The organism is Kitasatospora sp. NPDC017646, assembly GCF_044329365.1.
Classification (GTDB): Bacteria; Actinomycetota; Actinomycetes; order Streptomycetales; family Streptomycetaceae; genus Kitasatospora.
In genome coordinates this window covers 1-14,752 of record NZ_JBIRJC010000084.1, presented here as the reverse complement: position 1 = coordinate 14,752, position 14,752 = coordinate 1, and the positions used below count along the sequence as shown (strand labels likewise).

The window sequence follows — 14,752 nt, the reverse complement described above, 5'->3', positions numbered from 1 at the left end:
GACCGTGCGTTCTACGCGGGCCTCGCGGTGCTGTGCGCCGTGTCCACCGCCGTCGCGGTGATCGACCTGATCGTCATCCGGCGCCGGATGGCAGAGCAACGGCGGTGGCACCGCTGACGACGCGGCCGACGGAAGGCACAGTCGCAGGATTACCGCCTCAAGGCTTGCGTCAGCTGGTCATGGTGACCGGGGGCGGGGTCCAGGTGCCGTCGAGGACACTGGGCTTGGGCCAGTACATACGCAGCATCAGGGAGAACTGGCCGCTGGGTGCGGGTAGCCAGTCGGACTGCTTGCCCGCCGGGGCGTCGTGCTGGATGTAGATGTCCATGGAACCGTCGGGGTTGAGAGTCGGCTTGACGGTGTGTCCGACCTCGTAGCGGTTGATCGGGTTGGGGACCAGGAAGCCGGATGCGTCGTACATCGTGAGGGACCAGAAGGCGTTCGCCGGCGGGGTGTGGCCGGGGGCGAAGTGGATGACGTACCGGTCGGCTCCGGTCAGCGGCTTGCCCTGGCTGTCGGTGCGGGTCAGCGGGTAGACGGCGTCCTGGGGGAGGTTGGCGCCGAGTCCGTACCAGGCTGTGACCGCGCGCAGCATGTAATCGGTGCCGTAGTCGCCCAGGTTGCGCATGACGCGCCAGCCGTTCGCATTGTTTCCGGACGTGGCGAGTGCGGCCTGGATCTGCTGCTGGGCCGCGGGTACGGCCTGGCGCAGGGCTTGTGCTGTGGCGGGGCCCTTGGCGTTGATGTCGAACGGCCGGCCGGGGACGATGCCCAGGCGGGCCAGGGTGGCCGCCATGGGGGCGTCCTTCTTCGCGGGCGGGTTGGTGGCCATGGCCGAGGCCAGCTGGGAGAAGAAGCTCTGCGCGTTCATTTCGGCGACGCGGGTGGCCGGCGCTGTGGCGGGGACGGTCGGGTCGACGTGGCCTGCGGGCGGGGTGTAGGGGTGGCCGTAGGCGCTCAGCGGTTCGAGGGTGTAGTGGCTCACCAGGGCCTCGACGGCGGGCAGGTCGGAGGGGCCGTTGTACTGGGTTCGGCCGATGATCCACGCGGTCTGGGTGGGGGCCTTGATCTGCTTGACTCCGGCGGGCAGCCGGCCGTGCCAGCCGGGACCGGTGATGGCGAAGTCGCCGGCCGCGCTGCCGGTGGTGCGGGTGCCCGGGGAGGCGAAGACGTCGGTCCAGTCGTCGAGCATGGGCATCAGGAAGTACCGGCCGTGGGTGTCCGGTACATGGAGCACGATGGGCCCGGCCTTCAGGTCCAGCCACGCCGAGGTGTACAGGGTGTCGACGTTGGGGGCCACCACGGTGTGGAACTGCGGGCTTGGAGTGGTGTCCGCCTTGGCGAACTGGTTCACCGGTGCTCGCATGGTCGCCGGATCGGGCTTGACGACGTTGGTGGACGCCTGCTCGGTGGCCCGCATCAGGACCAGCGGGTAGCCGTAGACATACGCGTTGACCGCGTCGGTGGTGGTGGTGCTGGCGGCGGGAGCGGGCGAAGGCTGTGCCGCGCTCGCCTGGGCGGCGGTTGCCGGCCCGGCGGCCAGCACGAGTGCCGCCGCCCCCACACAGGCGGCGACACCCCAACGTCGGGGTTGACGCGTTGCGTTCATAACGGTTGTTCCTCACAAGACAGTTGTCAGAGTTGACGGCACCCCGTGGCTGCAGCGGCGACGCTCGAACTTCAGCGCCGTGCAGCGACGTTTTCAGGTACCCGGGCGGGGCGGTCGGAAGGTGCTCCGCATGAGGACGGGCCGGCCTGGCCGACCGCCAGGCGAGGCACAACGTCGGCGCGCCGAAGGACGGTTAGCGAGCTTGCGCGCCCCGCGGCGTACCCGGCGAGGGAGAGAACCCATGCCATCCCCATCGGCTCGTTCCAGCATTCATGACCCATCACGACCGTGCGGGACGAAGATCCGATCGCCCGCGCTTCACTGTCGCCCCACCGAGGGGCCGGGGCAATCGGCGGGGAGGACACTCACGACGGCATATCGTTGTGACGTGTCACAACGAAGCGGGTCGCCACATGAGGCGCCGAAGTCCGGCGAGGACATACGCGAGCAGGCGGTCCGACTGGCCGCCCGCCTCGAACCCCGGATCAACCAGCTGGCCAGGCTGGTCGTCGAGCGCCAGCGGGCCCAGGTCCCCGGCTTCGACCGACTCCCCGACGATCTGCAGGACCTGGAGGCCGCCTCGACCGCCCGCCAGGCGATCCGCGACTTCCTGCGCTGCACGCAGGGCCTCGCCGACGCCGAAGCCGAGGTGTTCCGGGAGCGCGCCGCCCAGCGTGCCGCAGAAGGCGTCCCCCTGATCGGGCTGATCAGGTCGTACCACGTCGGTGCCGAGGTGCTGACGGACGCGCTCTGCGCCGCCGCCCGCTCCGGAGAGGACGCCGCCCTTCTCTGGCTCGTCCGCCGGCACTTCAGGACCGTCAACGCCATGGTCGAGCAGGTCACCGAGGCGTACCTGCTGGGGGCGGCCGACCAGCAGGCGGCTGGACGGGAACTGGCCGCGGCGCTGGTCCGCGGTGACGCGCCACAAGAGGTGGCCGCCCGGTGCGGTCTGTCTCTCGAACCCGGCTATCTCGTGCTCAGCGTCCGCGCCCCCGCACCTCAGGAGCCGGTGGCCGCGCGACGACTGCTCCACCAGGTCCTGGGCCGGCTCGCGCCCACCGCGGCAGGCCGAGCGCTCAGCCTGCCGGACGAACAAGGCGGCCTCGTCCTGCTCCCCCTCGGCACACCCCACGCCGACCTCGTCCGACACCTGTCCACCGGCCTGCCCCACCCGGCGATCGCCGGGGCCGCCCTCGCGGCCACCCCCCAGGACGTCCCTGCCGCCGCCGAACAGGCACGCCGGATCGCCGCCATCGCCCGCACACCCGGCGTGCACCGACTCCAGGACGTGCTACTCGACTACCATCTGGCCGGATCCAAGGACAGCGCCGCCGAACTGTCCGCACTCCTCGACCCCCTGGACCACCACGCCGGCCTGGTCGAGACCGTCGCCGCGTTCCTCGACTGCGACCTCGACCGGCGCCGCACGGCCCAAGCGCTCAACGTCCACCCCAACACCGTCGACAACCGCCTCGCCCGCGCCGCCCAACTGACCGGCCTGGACCCACACACCACCCACGGCGTGCAGCATTTCGGCGCTGCCCTGACCCTGCGCCGACTCGCTGAAGGCTCGGCAACCTGCCGCATACCTGGCTCAGCCGTTGAGACGAACTGGCCAGATGGAGGTCAGGGCGTGCTGGCCTGGGGGCCGGCTGGTGGGTGATCACCTCTCGGCGGCGCTGTCGAAGACCAGTCGACCACGCCTCGAACGATCCCGACTGACGGCAATAGATCCTTGAAGTCGGCGTCAGGGACGATAAGCCTCACAGGATCACGCGATTCCCGCGGATCACAGGGTCAGGGCTGCGCAGCCAGCCGTTGATGACGAAGCGGCTGTCCGCGTGCCGCTTGCTCGGGCAGCCGACCTGCTGATCTCTCGGGCCTCGTCTTGGATCGGAGCATGTCGTGTCAGTGCAACCGCAGCCCTGGCCCCAGCCTGGTCCGCAGATCGCGGCGGCGATCCGGGCGATGTACCGGGGCAAGCGGGAGGCTCCGCTGGCGGTGCAGGTCCGCGACCGGCTCGGCGAGCTGTTCCCGGACGCGGCCTTCGCCGACGCGTTCGGCCGGTCGGGCAAGCCGGGCTGGTCGCCGGGCCGGCTCGCGCTGGTCACGGTCCTGCAGAAGACCGCGAACCTGACCGACCGGCAGGCGGCGGACGAGGTCCGAGAGAACCTGGCGTGGAAGTACGCACTGGGTCTGAGCTTGGAGGATCCGGGGTTCGACCACAGTGTGCTGTCGGAGTTCCGCTCCCGCGTTGTCACCCACGGGCTGGAGGAGCGGGCGCTGGACCTGCTGCTGGAGCGTCTGCGCGAGCTGGGCCTGGTGGACGCGGGCGGCAGCCAGCGCACCGACTCCACACACATCGTGGCAGCGGTGCGGGATCTGAACCGGCTCGAGCTGGCCGGCGAAAGCGTCCGCGCGGCCCTGAACGCGCTGGCCGCCGCCTGTCCCGACTGGGTCGACCAGGTGCTGGTCGTGGAGGACTGGAGTCGCCGCTACGCGGACCGGATCGACACCTGGCGCCTTCCCGCCTCCAAGGCCAAGCAGGACACGCTCGCGCTCGACTACGCCAAGGACGGCTACACCTTGCTGCACGCGGTGTATGCACACGGCTCCCCGGCATGGCTGCGCGAGCTGCCCGCGGTGCAGAGCCTGCGAATCGTGCTGGTGCAGAACAACACCCGCACCACGGCCGGCAACGGGCACATCCGCGTCAAGCGTCGCGAGCGCGCCGAGAACGGGGGCGACGGGCTGCCGCCCGGCCCGATACGCCTGGCCTCCCCCTACGACACCGACACCCGCTGGTCCGCCAAGCGCGAGACATTCTGGAACGGGTACAAACTGCACGTCTCGGAGACCTGCCATCCGCAGGCCGACGGCGACCGCCCCGCCCGGCCGAACATCATCACGAACGTGGCCACTACCGCCTCCACCCTCCCGGACTCCAAGGCCCTGGAAGCGATCCATCAGGTGCTCCAGCGCCGTCGGCCCCTGCCCGCACGGCACTACCCAGGCCGCGGTAGCGGGCGCGACGGGGTCCGGTCGTTCCAGTCCCAGGCCGTCGCCTTCCACCTCAAGAACGCCGTGGCCTGGGCCAACGAGAGCACCGGCGAGGACCTGGCCAAGCAGGTCGACCCCGGCTTCGTCCACGGCCCCGCCACCCTCCAGGCGCTCTCCCCCAGCTGACCGACCCCCCGACACGAAGGGACCCGCCCCATGTCGCTCGGCATCTCCCCCGCCCTCCTCACCCAGGCCGAAGCCGGCGAGGTCAGCCAGGCCGACTTCATCGAAACCGTCCGCCCCTCCCTCCCCTACGCCTACCAGGTCGTCGCCGGCCTCAGGGAGGAACTCGGCACCACCACCGACGAGTTCGTCGACAGCAACACCACGCCCACCGACGACGAGCGCGCCCAGCTGCTGCGCGCCCTGGCCAGCAACGCCATCCGCGGCAGCCTCGAGGACCACTTCGGCGTCAAACTCGCCTTCGTCAACTGCCACCGCGTCGCCGCCTTCCGACTGGGCACCGAACAGGGCAACGTCTACCGCGAGTTCACCTCGCAGCACACCCAGGTCCTCAACCAGACCCTCGAACTGCGCAGCTGCTGACCACCACCCTCACGCCCGGCTGTGGGCGGGACCGGCCCACCCGGCACCGCCCGCAGCACTCCCATACAGACGCTGCAGGGGGAGGCGGAGCCGCGGGTGTTCGGCAACGACAGGTGCCTGCGGTTGTTGGAGGAGGCGGATCGCAGGAAGTGGGCGCATGCCGTCGCCCTGGCACCCGAGGCGACCGGCGCCCCCACCCGTTGTCGGGCCGGTGACGGCGGCCAGGATGCCTTGCGCGGTGATCGAGGTGATCTGCGGGCTGCGCGGCAGCTTCTTCAGCGGCGGGGTGTGCCGATCACGCCTGGCGTGCATCCGGGTGAGACAGTAAACCCCGCTGCCGCCGAGGTGAGGTGGACCCATCGTTTGTGGTCGCGATCTTGTGGATGGACCTACTGGTCTCGCATGTCTGCCACAGCGCTTCGACCGTTGGTGGTATGACAGAGCACAACCCGAGGGAGCCTGCCATGACCCGCTACAGCGTCGATCCTGCCCGCCATGAACTGATCGCGGCCTGGGCCACCGGCGAAGGAGACCTCACCACCCGCATCGCCGCCCTCCCCGCCGGCACGGACATCGCCTCGCTCCTACGCCTGGCCCGCGCCCTCACGCACCTGTCGGAAGCCGCCTGGCGCACCTACACCCACCCCGCCAGCGCCGCCAGCTCCATGGAGCCCAACAGCGAGGGCTGGCGACGCGAGCAAGAACGCCAAGCCTTCGGCGAGGTCACCGAGGCCATCTCCCGGCCGGACCTCCCCCAGGGTGGCTCGGTGATCGTCTCCTACAGCCCCCTGGTCGAGTCCGCCCATCAGGTCGGCCGCGCCCTGCACGCCCTCAACGACCCGGACCTCACCAAGGCCGTCCTCGCCGAGTCCACCACCGAACTCGCCGCCGTGGAGAGCGCGGAACTCGGCGACCTCACCGACCGCGCCCAGCAGGCCGTGCTGCTCAGCCGCGAGGACGCCTCCCCCGTCCAGGTCGCCGCCGCCGACCGGCTCCTCGAACAGGACCCCTTCGGCCCCGAAGCCCTGTTCACCGACATCGACCCCACCGCTGCCTCCGTCGCAGCCGCCCACTGGCTGGCCGCCGCAGCCGAGGTCGCCGCCGACGCCTCCGGCCAGAACCTCACCGCGGTCATCCTGGAAGCCGACGACATCGAGGCCCTCCCCCACGAGACCCCTACCCTCGTCCTCGAACTCCTCGATTCCGGCGCCTCCCCGCGCGAAGCCGTCACCACCCTCGTCCGTCAGGCCATGCACGTCGCCGACGGCCTCCTGCCCGACCCCACCGCCCTGCGCGAGCAACTCGACGACTTCGAGGACACCCTCGCCGAGTACACCGGCGACGACGAGCCCGACATCGAGGACATCGCCCTGCGCCTGACCCCACTCGACCCCAAGCGCCCGGCCCGTGACCTGCTCGAAGACCTCCTCGCCGGCATCCACGGCTGCTGGCTCCTCCACAGCGAGTACGACGAACTCGACAACGAAGAGGAAGACGACGCCACCGAGGACGACGAGGAACGCGAGGCCGAAGCGCACCAACACCACAGCCGCGCACGCTTCGCCCAACTCGTCCGCGCCGCCGCCGCGCGCAACCACGACCGGCTCCCGTAGCAGCGCCCCACCGCTCGGGGGCGCCGTGTAGCGGCAGCGCGCAGCCTGTCGACACAGCGAACCCGGATCCAGTTGCGCCGCGCCTTCGAAGACATGGCCGACCACCACTTTCTCGGCTACACCCTCCCCGCGCACGGCTTCGTCTTCCACCGCCACAGCCGCCCACTCGACCCCCAGTACGTCCTGCGGCGCTTCCACCAGCTGTGTGACGAGGCCGGCGTCCCACGCCTCGCCGTCCACGACCTGCGCCACCTGGCCACCACCCTCGCCCTCAACGGCGGCGTCCCGTTCGTGATCGTCTCCAAGACCCTGCGCCACCGCACCCTGTCGACCACCGCGAACATCTACAGCCACCTCACCCGCCAGGCAGCCCGCGAAGCCGTCGACGCCATCGCCCGCATCCTCGACAGCGCCGAACTCGTCCTCCACACCACCCAACGAGCGGACCGGCCACGGAATCTGATCGCCCAGTTCCGCGACCACCTCACAGGCCGCCAACGCCGATCCCACCGCGAACGCCCAGCTCACGCACCCATTCCGCTGTGACCGGTGCGGCCACCATGCGACCACCAGCTGACAAAACACCAGAAAGGCCGCTCCCGCCAGAAGCGGAAACGGCCTACGCGCTGCGAAAACGCCGGTCGGGACGACGGGATTTGGACCTGCGACCCTTTGACCCCCACGGTCCAGTGATACCCAGTCCGTGAGAGGCACGTGAGAGGCCGGTGGCCGCAGTGAGTCTCCTCTCTGCGGCTCACCCCGTTCTGAGCCGGGTTCCCCCTCATCGCCAGACGCCGGGCCGGATCCGCTGCTTCGACGAGCGGCCCTCGGTGTCCGGTAGTCATCGGACCTGGTCCAGCGGGTACCCCTGGGCGAGGGCAGCCGTGCGGAAGGCGGCGAGTCGGCCGGCGGGGACGGCGAAGTGGCGCTCCCCCAGCCTCGTCGCGACGGTACGCAGGCGCCGGTCCCCGGCCAGGAGAGCCGCCACCGCAGGGTCCGCGCATTCGATCAGGTGGACCGGGCCGGTGTCACGGACCTGGCCGAGGCGGCGAGCCGCATCATCCAGCAGCGTCGTGACGGTCTGCGGCAGCGGATGCCGGCTTGCCGCCTCCAGGTAGCGACGCAGCTCGGCGAGGTCGCGCCCGGCGTCTATGGCTCGGAGCAGGGAGCGGTGGGTGAGGCTCCAGACGCGGTCGCCGGTCTTGTCGGCGAAGGCGTCCAGGAGCAGGGCGTCGGCGGGGGCGAGTCCGTCGAGGGCGGCGATGTCGTGGTTGGGCAGAACGGTGATCTGGCCGGACGGGGTTGCCGGTCGGGGCTTGGGGCTGGGGGTGTAGGTGGCGCTCTGGCCGGTGGTGTAGGCGCCGAGTGGGTTGAGGCGTATGGCGAGCAGGCCGTCGTACCGGCTGAGTTGGTCGAGGTAGTCGCCGCCCCAGTTGTGCTGGTAGTCGGTGCGGGCTCCGGCGGGCGGGATGTAGTCGATGTCGATCAGACCGAGGACTGCTGCGTATTCGAAGAGCACGGCGAGGGTGTAGCGGCCCTGGAGCAGCGGCCAGTCGTGGTGGCCGTCGTAGCCGAGGCTTCCGTACTGGGGGTCTTCCAGGTACAGCTTCCACAGGGCGCGTTCGGTTCGGGCGATGAGGGGGTCCTGGCCGGCTCGGCGCATCTGGACGAACAGGTCGTCCACGGCGATCCATTGGCCGGTGGTGCGGGTGGTGAGTGCCTGGCCGACGAGCTCGCGGCGCGGTCGGGCGGCGGTGAGGACATTGGCGGCGCGCTGGCCTTTGATTTCCTCGATCCTGGAGAACTCGTCCAGCAGGGTGTTCTTCAGCCAGCGCTGCCACAGGGCGGCAATGGTCTCGTGTGCGGGCTTGGCCAGGGCGGTTCGGCCGCGCGGGGTCAGCGTGAGCCTGCCGGAGGCCAGGGTTGCCAGGCCTCCGGCCTGGAGGAGCAGCGGCCAGGCGAAGGCGGCGATGGCCTCGTGTTCGTAGAAGTCGCTGTCGTCGAGGACTTCGGTGATCGCGGCGACGGTGGCCGCGCTGGGCCTGCGGGTCTTCTCGCTGCAGCGGAGCTTGCCCGTGGCGCACAGCTGGAGCAAAGCGGCCAGGTTGGCCTGCGCCTCGTGTTCGGTGGCGCGGATCCGGCGCTCTTTCTCCTGCTCGTCATCGAGCTGGTGATCGATGCTCACAACGGCCCCATCGCGACGGTGTAGTGGAAGCCGTCCGGGCCGCAGGACCGCTCCAGGGTGCGGACGATGTTCCGGGCGTCGTCGTGCGGGCCGGAGACGTAGAACGGCTTGCCCTCGCGGCCGAAGTCGATCGTAGGCTCGTCGCCCCGCACAGGCCCGAGGTAAGGGGCGGTGTCCGCGAAGCCGGTTGCGGGCGAGAAGCCGAGGGAACGCGCGTACGCGACCGCGCCGTGCACGATCGTGCGAGCCTGGTCGAGCTCGATGCTCAGCGGCGGCCGGTCGAATGCCGAGTAGTACCGGCGCAGGTACGCAGGGAGTGAGCCGGCTCCGATGACCTCCGGCTCAATGGTGTTCTTGACGCCCAGGCAGTGGACGTCCACCAGGAATCCGCACACCGTCACTCTGCTGGCTCGCTCCTGGCGGGCCACCAGTACCTGTGCGAAACCTGCCGTCTCCGGCTCGGCGGCATGCAGGTCGGCCTCCGCCCACGCGGGCGCGGCGGCCAGTCCCAGGCCGGCGCTCCAGCCGGCGTTCACCCAGCACCCGACCACCGGCCGATCGGCCGGGGCCGTCCCTCCCGCCAGGCTCTCAGCCGCCTGTCGCAGCAGCGCACTCGCCTGCGCGGGGCGCATGCCCAGGGCCCTCGCGATCTGCTTCGACCCGCTCCCGGCTGCCCGCAGTTCCAAGACCCTGGCCAGGACATCGTCGCTCTCCATCACCCGGGCATTGTCCATCAACCCCGGACACCGGAGCGCCCACCCCTGGTCGTTCAACCCGAACGGCTGGCGCATGCCCCAAACCGCCTCCGCCCCCTTGGCGGTGACGGTACACTGAGGTGTTCCAGGTCCGGCTTCCCGTCATGGGTCGCCCCGCTCGTCTCGACCAGTCTGCTTCGTCCAGCCGCGGTCAGGGGCGGGCCACCGGGCGGTAGCCGTTCCCGGCGAGCCAGGCCCGCGCCCGGCCGCGCTGCCGCTCCTCGGCGAACAGGTGGAATCGACGCAGCTCGTCCTCACGGCGCGCCAGCACGTCCTTGAAGCGGCGGAACGCAACACCCCGACCGGAGATCGCGATCCCCAGGCGATCCGCGAAATCGGCGTCACCGATCGTGGCGATGAACAGCTCCATGTCCTGGTAACCGTCCCGGGAACCCTCGCACCACGCCGGCAGCCACCGCTCAGGATCCTCGTCGTCCTCCGTCTGCTCGTCGGAGTCGACCAGCTGCGGCCAGCAGTCACCGGTGGTGAGGTCGACCCGGCCACCGCCGAGGACCGGGTCGCCTTCCAGCAGCCCGGCCAGCTCCTCCAGATCCACCGGCAACGGCCTGAGCGGTGGCACCGGGCCGCGCCCCAGGGCGGCCTCAAGCTGCCGCGCCAGCTCCGCATCCCCCTCCCAGTCGCGCTCACCGAGTGCGGCGATGCACCGCTCGGCCAGGTCCGCCGCCCCCGGCACTCGCGCGGTCACCGCGTCGCCGACCGCATCCCCGACCTGCTGCAGAACCTCCGCGAACGGCAGCCCCGACAGCAGCGCGACCAGCGCCGCCCCGTCACCGGCATGCCGCGCCGCGCGCAGCCGCCGCAGACTCTCCTCGCTCCACGTACCCCTCATGGACGGCACAGTAGCCGCGCACCCGGTCCGGCGAACGCCAGGTCCGCGTTCAGGGAACGGGACCGCGGCCATCCGCTCGCGGATGTGCCCGATGTGGTGGGATGGGGCGCATGGGCACGAACACGGTCTCCACGGACGAGCTCGCCGCGCTGGTGGACAGGCTGCGGTGGGACAAGCGCCGCCATCCCCACCACGGACGGGGCGAGTACCAGGCAACCGCCCACCAGGTACTGGAGACGGCGACCGCGCTGGCCGACGCCGGGCGGGCCGGCACGCTCGTGCGGACGCTGCGCACCGCCGTGGACCGGGTCACCCGTGCGCTGATGCACCTGGACGACTCCTCCGGCATCGTCGGCGATGCGCTGCAGGAACTCACCGACCTCTACGCCCGCGCGCTGGAGCAGGCCCCGCCCGCCAACCCCAAGACGCTCGCGTCATGGCTGGTCGCGGCGCAGTTCGACGGCCCCGGCTGGCCCCGTATCCACCTGCGAGCGTTCGCGCCCGCCCTCGGCGAGCGGGGCATCGCCGAGATCACCGCCCAGGTCCAGGCACGCGCCGCCGACGCCGCTCCGGACTCGTGGAGCGCCCAGTTCGCCGTCCGCGACTTCCGCGAGCAGCTCGCCGAGCTCACCGGCGACGTCGACCACTACATCGCGGTCCTCGCCGAGGACCTGAAGAGCCCGGAGCAGTACCGCAAGATCGCACGCGCCCTGCTCGACGCCGACCGCCCGAGCGAGGCCATCGACTGGGCCGGGCGCGGACTGGCCCACCACCCCGGCAACCCCTACAGCGACAGGCTCCGCGACCTGCTCGTCGACCTCCTCATCGATGAGGGCCAGGTTGCCGCCGCGCTCGAGGTGCGCGTCACCGAATTCAACCGTCACCCCGTCGCCGGCACCTTCCGTGCCCTGGCTACCACGTGCGATCGCGTCGGTGACACCACGCCGCTCGCAGCAGCCTTGGAGGCACTGCGCGCCCGGGCCACCGAGAACCCGCTCCGGCTGCGTGAACTCGTCCAGGCTCTGGACAGCGTGGGCCTGGACGAGGAGGCGTGGTCCACCGCCGCCGCACACCCCGGAGATGTCGGGGCCCACCTGCTCCACTCTCTCGTCGAACGGCGCGAAGCGGCACACCCCGCCGAGGTGCTCGGCCCCTACCGCTTCCTGGTCCGGGCCCAGCTCGCCGACACCGGCCAGTACCGCTACGACCGCGCCGTCAGACTGCTCCGCCGCCTGCGCTCCGCACACACCGCAGCAGGCGACGCCGAGGGCTTCATCCGCTACCTCACCGAACTCCGCACCGAGCACAAGCGCAAGACGACTTTCATCGCCAAGCTCGACAAAGCCGGACTGTCCCCCTGACGTCGGTAGCCGGGCGATTCCGGCTACCAGCCGCGCAGTTCCTTCCACCTCCGCTCGAACGCCTCCAGACCGTCGCGGCCGAGCAGGTGCCGGTACTGACCGGTCGGGTACAGGCACGAATCCGTTTCGCAGACGGTGGCCAGCCTCGCGAGGCGCTCGGCGAGCTCCGCCGGGTCGATCCGAAGTCGCTCACACAGGCCGACGTGCACGGCGGCGATGGCCGAGCCGATCTCGCACGCCTCCTTGTCGTAGGTGCGCCAGTCCTGGCTCAGCACCCCGGCGAGGTAGTCCCAGCGCTCCGCGGCGTACTCGACCGCGTCCAGCAGCTCCACCGACGGCGGGCGCAGCGCCAGCACCTGGAGTTCGGTCACCACGGCGCGGCCTGCGGTGGCGATGTCATGCAGGTCGTACTCGTAGCGACCGTCCGGGATCGCCCGCGCCTCGTCGACCAGCGCACGCAGCGGCTCCAGATCCTCGGCGCCCGGCGCACCGAGGCGGCCGGTGACCACCTCGAGATCGACGGCGAGCATGCGGTCACGCACGGCATGACGGGCGATCAGCGCGACGAGCTCCGCCACGTCGAGAGTCCTGGCAAGCGTACGGAAGCGCCGCTCCGCGGGATCCACGGTCCGCGCGTCAGGACGGGACTCGGGCAACGCGTTCCAGGTGAACCCCGCGCGTACGGCGGCCAGAGTCGCCGCGATGGTATGTGGGCACAGCACGGTAGGACGGCTGTCAGGGCAGTCGCACTCCCCCGTCAGGGCGCGACCCACGACGCCGACCCAGACCTGCCAGGTCTGGGTGCCGTCGACGACATCGGCGTTGGCTCCGCCGAAGCCGGGCTCCAAGTTGCGCACAGCGCCGGCGGTCAACAGCTTCTCGCCGCCGCTGTACGCCTTCGCAGACGCAGCAGCTCGGACGGTGTCGGTAGCGATGCTCACGGCCATGCCCATCATCCAATCCTGCCCGGCCGATCGCTGGGCATCGGGTCCACGAACGGGTGAGCCCCGCTCCGCCCGTGCCACGGCTGTGCCGAACCGGCTCGCGCCCCGCTGCAACTACCCGACGGCACCTTGCGGTCAGGGCCGTCGGGCCGCAGGCCCGGGCGCGGACGGCCAGGCCTACACGGAGTGAGCGAGGCAGCCGGGCCGAACTCCTCTTGACGTCCTCGGTCAGCTCGGCGGGCAGCCCGCGTGGCTGCAGAACGACGAGACCCCGGCCTGCCCGACCTGCGCACGGGAGATGAGGCTCGTCGTTCAGCTCGAGGAAGGACGGGACCACGCCACCGCAATGAACTTCGGAGGTCGTGGTGAGGCCTACGCCTTCGCGTGCGAGCCCTGCACACAGGCCGTGTTCCTGTGGCAGTGCTGACCCCAGCAATCTCCTGCCCCCAGCCGGAGAGCCAGACCGCGCTCGAGCAACTACGCGCGCACCGCGGGGAACCGGAGTCCTGGGGTTGGGCCAGGCCCGCAATCTGGGATGCCAGTGAGCGGTACCTCGGTTTCCGGCTGCCGACCGACTTCAAGGCGTTTCTCGATCTGTACGGCCCTGGCTCGGTGGACGGTTATCTGACGATCGACCGGCCGATGGAAAGCACGCCGGCCGAGCTGGAGCGCTACTGGGAACCCCACCTGAACGCCCAGCCTGGTACGGGGAAATCGCCGAGGACTGGTGGGAGGTCGACGAGTCCGACGTCCGATCAGGCGTTCTACTGCTGTGGGGAAGCGACGAGCACGGCAGTCGGTACTTCTTCCGCGCGGTCGAGGACGATCCCGCCGAGTGGCGGATCATCATCAGCAGTGACGAGGGCGAGTGGTTCGAGACCGCCGGGACGTTCACCGAGTTCCTGGTGCGCTGCTTTCACCGGACCGACCGTCCCGACTTCATGGACTCCAGCTGGCCGAGGCCCGGCGCGCGCTACGAGGCCCGTGCACCCGCATTCAGCGTCCCGGACCACTGCCTCCTGCGTCGGCGGCGCATGCGCCGCCGTATGCTGCCTGCCTGAGCACGAAGCACTCCCCCGTCGTCTGCGCCTGCTGCGGCGCTGGGTCAGTAGCGCAATGCAGAATCTGAGGCCTTGCTGGCGGCCACTGACGTGCGGCCAGCGGACGATCCGGTGGCCGTGATCAGCTGGATCGACTTGTCCGACCCCCGACTGATCAGATGCAAGTGACTTCTCCACAACGCGCCCCGATGGCTGCCTTCCTCAAACGTCATTGGATCGACTACGTCGCCAGCCGCCGCCACGCGCCGCGGAACTGGCTCCAGCTCCAACACTCACCGGCATATCGCATGTCCGGAGCAAGCGCTCTGCGCCGGTACGGCCGTCATCTACCGGGAGCCTGCTTCTTGGCTTCGACAAGATGGCGGAGACGTCGGATCTCGCCGATCAAGCGGGGGATGTCCTGACGGGCGTTGGCGATGAAGTTGGCGTTCTCGTCCCACCGCTCGTCTGCGACGTCGACGTACCGAGGCTGCTGGACGAGCGTGGCGGCCACGACGTGGTGGTGATCGAAGTCCGGCCAGCGTTCCCCGAGAACGGTGTCAGCGACGGTGCTGATGGCCACGAGGCTCATGGCGAATTCGTCGTCGAGTTGTCGCACGTGCCAGGGACCTGGGGTCGCGGCGTCAGCGCGGTCCTCGATATCGGCGACGTCTTCATCGGTCAGCGGATCGGGAGTGAATCGCTGCGGGTTTGACCGAGACTCCTTCTCTTGGAAGGATCGAGTCCGTTATGAGGAAGCCATACCCCAGTGAGGTCCGGGAGCGGGCG

General features: G+C 70.4%; 12 protein-coding genes. 7 read left to right on the top strand and 5 right to left on the bottom strand.

Translation table 11 applies throughout. The features are described 5' to 3' along the window. Nucleotides 1-169: 169 nt before the first annotated feature. Nucleotides 170-1,609 (bottom strand): DUF1254 domain-containing protein, encoded by a 1,440-nt coding sequence (locus ACH4J0_RS41795; RefSeq protein ID WP_396246437.1) that lies wholly within the window; start codon nt 1,607-1,609, stop codon nt 170-172. Between the two features lie 388 nt (nt 1,610-1,997). Between ACH4J0_RS41795 and ACH4J0_RS41790 the strand changes: the two genes are divergently transcribed. The 5 genes from ACH4J0_RS41790 to ACH4J0_RS41770 all read left to right on the top strand — a co-directional run bounded on the left by ACH4J0_RS41790 (nt 1,998) and on the right by ACH4J0_RS41770 (nt 7,374). After that, nucleotides 1,998-3,272: a PucR family transcriptional regulator gene (locus ACH4J0_RS41790; RefSeq protein ID WP_396246436.1), complete on the top strand. Its 1,275-nt coding sequence runs from the start codon at nt 1,998-2,000 to the stop codon at nt 3,270-3,272. A gap of 242 nt (nt 3,273-3,514) precedes the next feature. Further along, nucleotides 3,515-4,795 carry a transposase gene (locus ACH4J0_RS41785; RefSeq protein ID WP_396246435.1) on the top strand — a complete coding sequence of 427 codons (1,281 nt, stop codon included), beginning with the start codon at nt 3,515-3,517 and terminating at the stop codon, nt 4,793-4,795. A gap of 30 nt (nt 4,796-4,825) precedes the next feature. Beyond that, nucleotides 4,826-5,215, top strand: coding sequence for an SCO5389 family protein (locus tag ACH4J0_RS41780; protein ID WP_396246434.1), 390 nt, complete (start codon nt 4,826-4,828; stop codon nt 5,213-5,215). Between the two features lie 464 nt (nt 5,216-5,679). Next, nucleotides 5,680-6,828: a hypothetical protein gene (locus ACH4J0_RS41775; RefSeq protein ID WP_396246433.1), complete on the top strand. Its 1,149-nt coding sequence runs from the start codon at nt 5,680-5,682 to the stop codon at nt 6,826-6,828. A gap of 72 nt (nt 6,829-6,900) precedes the next feature. After that, entirely contained in the window at nt 6,901-7,374 is a 474-nt protein-coding gene (locus tag ACH4J0_RS41770; RefSeq protein WP_396246432.1) for a tyrosine-type recombinase/integrase, read from the top strand. A 295-nt stretch (nt 7,375-7,669) separates the two neighbouring features. Here ACH4J0_RS41770 and ACH4J0_RS41765 read toward each other — a convergent pair whose 3' ends face one another. The 3 genes from ACH4J0_RS41765 to ACH4J0_RS41755 all read right to left on the bottom strand — a co-directional run bounded on the left by ACH4J0_RS41765 (nt 7,670) and on the right by ACH4J0_RS41755 (nt 10,618). Beyond that, nucleotides 7,670-9,013 (bottom strand): helicase-associated domain-containing protein, encoded by a 1,344-nt coding sequence (locus tag ACH4J0_RS41765; RefSeq protein WP_396246431.1) that lies wholly within the window; start codon nt 9,011-9,013, stop codon nt 7,670-7,672. Beyond that, nucleotides 9,010-9,729 carry a hypothetical protein gene (locus tag ACH4J0_RS41760; RefSeq protein ID WP_396246430.1) on the bottom strand — a complete coding sequence of 240 codons (720 nt, stop codon included), beginning with the start codon at nt 9,727-9,729 and terminating at the stop codon, nt 9,010-9,012. The genes ACH4J0_RS41765 and ACH4J0_RS41760 overlap by 4 nt, the downstream gene beginning before the upstream one ends. Before the next feature lie 190 nt (nt 9,730-9,919). Continuing rightward, nucleotides 9,920-10,618 (bottom strand): hypothetical protein, encoded by a 699-nt coding sequence (locus tag ACH4J0_RS41755; RefSeq protein WP_396246429.1) that lies wholly within the window; start codon nt 10,616-10,618, stop codon nt 9,920-9,922. Nucleotides 10,619-10,728: 110 nt separating this feature from the next. Between ACH4J0_RS41755 and ACH4J0_RS41750 the strand changes: the two genes are divergently transcribed. Beyond that, nucleotides 10,729-11,979: a DUF6880 family protein gene (locus ACH4J0_RS41750; RefSeq protein WP_396246428.1), complete on the top strand. Its 1,251-nt coding sequence runs from the start codon at nt 10,729-10,731 to the stop codon at nt 11,977-11,979. Between the two features lie 23 nt (nt 11,980-12,002). Here ACH4J0_RS41750 and ACH4J0_RS41745 read toward each other — a convergent pair whose 3' ends face one another. Beyond that, nucleotides 12,003-12,932, bottom strand: coding sequence for a hypothetical protein (locus ACH4J0_RS41745; RefSeq protein WP_396246427.1), 930 nt, complete (start codon nt 12,930-12,932; stop codon nt 12,003-12,005). Between the two features lie 1,410 nt (nt 12,933-14,342). Between ACH4J0_RS41745 and ACH4J0_RS41740 the strand changes: the two genes are divergently transcribed. Then, entirely contained in the window at nt 14,343-14,678 is a 336-nt protein-coding gene (locus ACH4J0_RS41740) for a hypothetical protein (RefSeq protein ID WP_396246426.1), read from the top strand. Nucleotides 14,679-14,752: the final 74 nt, after the last annotated feature.

Bases quoted from the DNA above. Each gene is read 5' to 3' on its own strand.
- ACH4J0_RS41760 (WP_396246430.1), bottom strand. From the start codon at position 9,729: ATGGAGAGCGACGATGTCCTGGCCAGGGTCTTGGAACTGCGGGCAGCC.
- ACH4J0_RS41750 (WP_396246428.1), top strand. From the start codon at position 10,729: ATGGGCACGAACACGGTCTCCACGGACGAGCTCGCCGCGCTGGTGGAC.
- ACH4J0_RS41745 (WP_396246427.1), bottom strand. From the start codon at position 12,932: ATGGGCATGGCCGTGAGCATCGCTACCGACACCGTCCGAGCTGCTGCG.
- ACH4J0_RS41780 (WP_396246434.1), top strand. From the start codon at position 4,826: ATGTCGCTCGGCATCTCCCCCGCCCTCCTCACCCAGGCCGAAGCCGGC.
- ACH4J0_RS41755 (WP_396246429.1), bottom strand. From the start codon at position 10,618: ATGAGGGGTACGTGGAGCGAGGAGAGTCTGCGGCGGCTGCGCGCGGCG.
- ACH4J0_RS41775 (WP_396246433.1), top strand. From the start codon at position 5,680: ATGACCCGCTACAGCGTCGATCCTGCCCGCCATGAACTGATCGCGGCC.
- ACH4J0_RS41795 (WP_396246437.1), bottom strand. From the start codon at position 1,609: ATGAACGCAACGCGTCAACCCCGACGTTGGGGTGTCGCCGCCTGTGTG.
- ACH4J0_RS41740 (WP_396246426.1), top strand. From the start codon at position 14,343: ATGGCGGAGACGTCGGATCTCGCCGATCAAGCGGGGGATGTCCTGACG.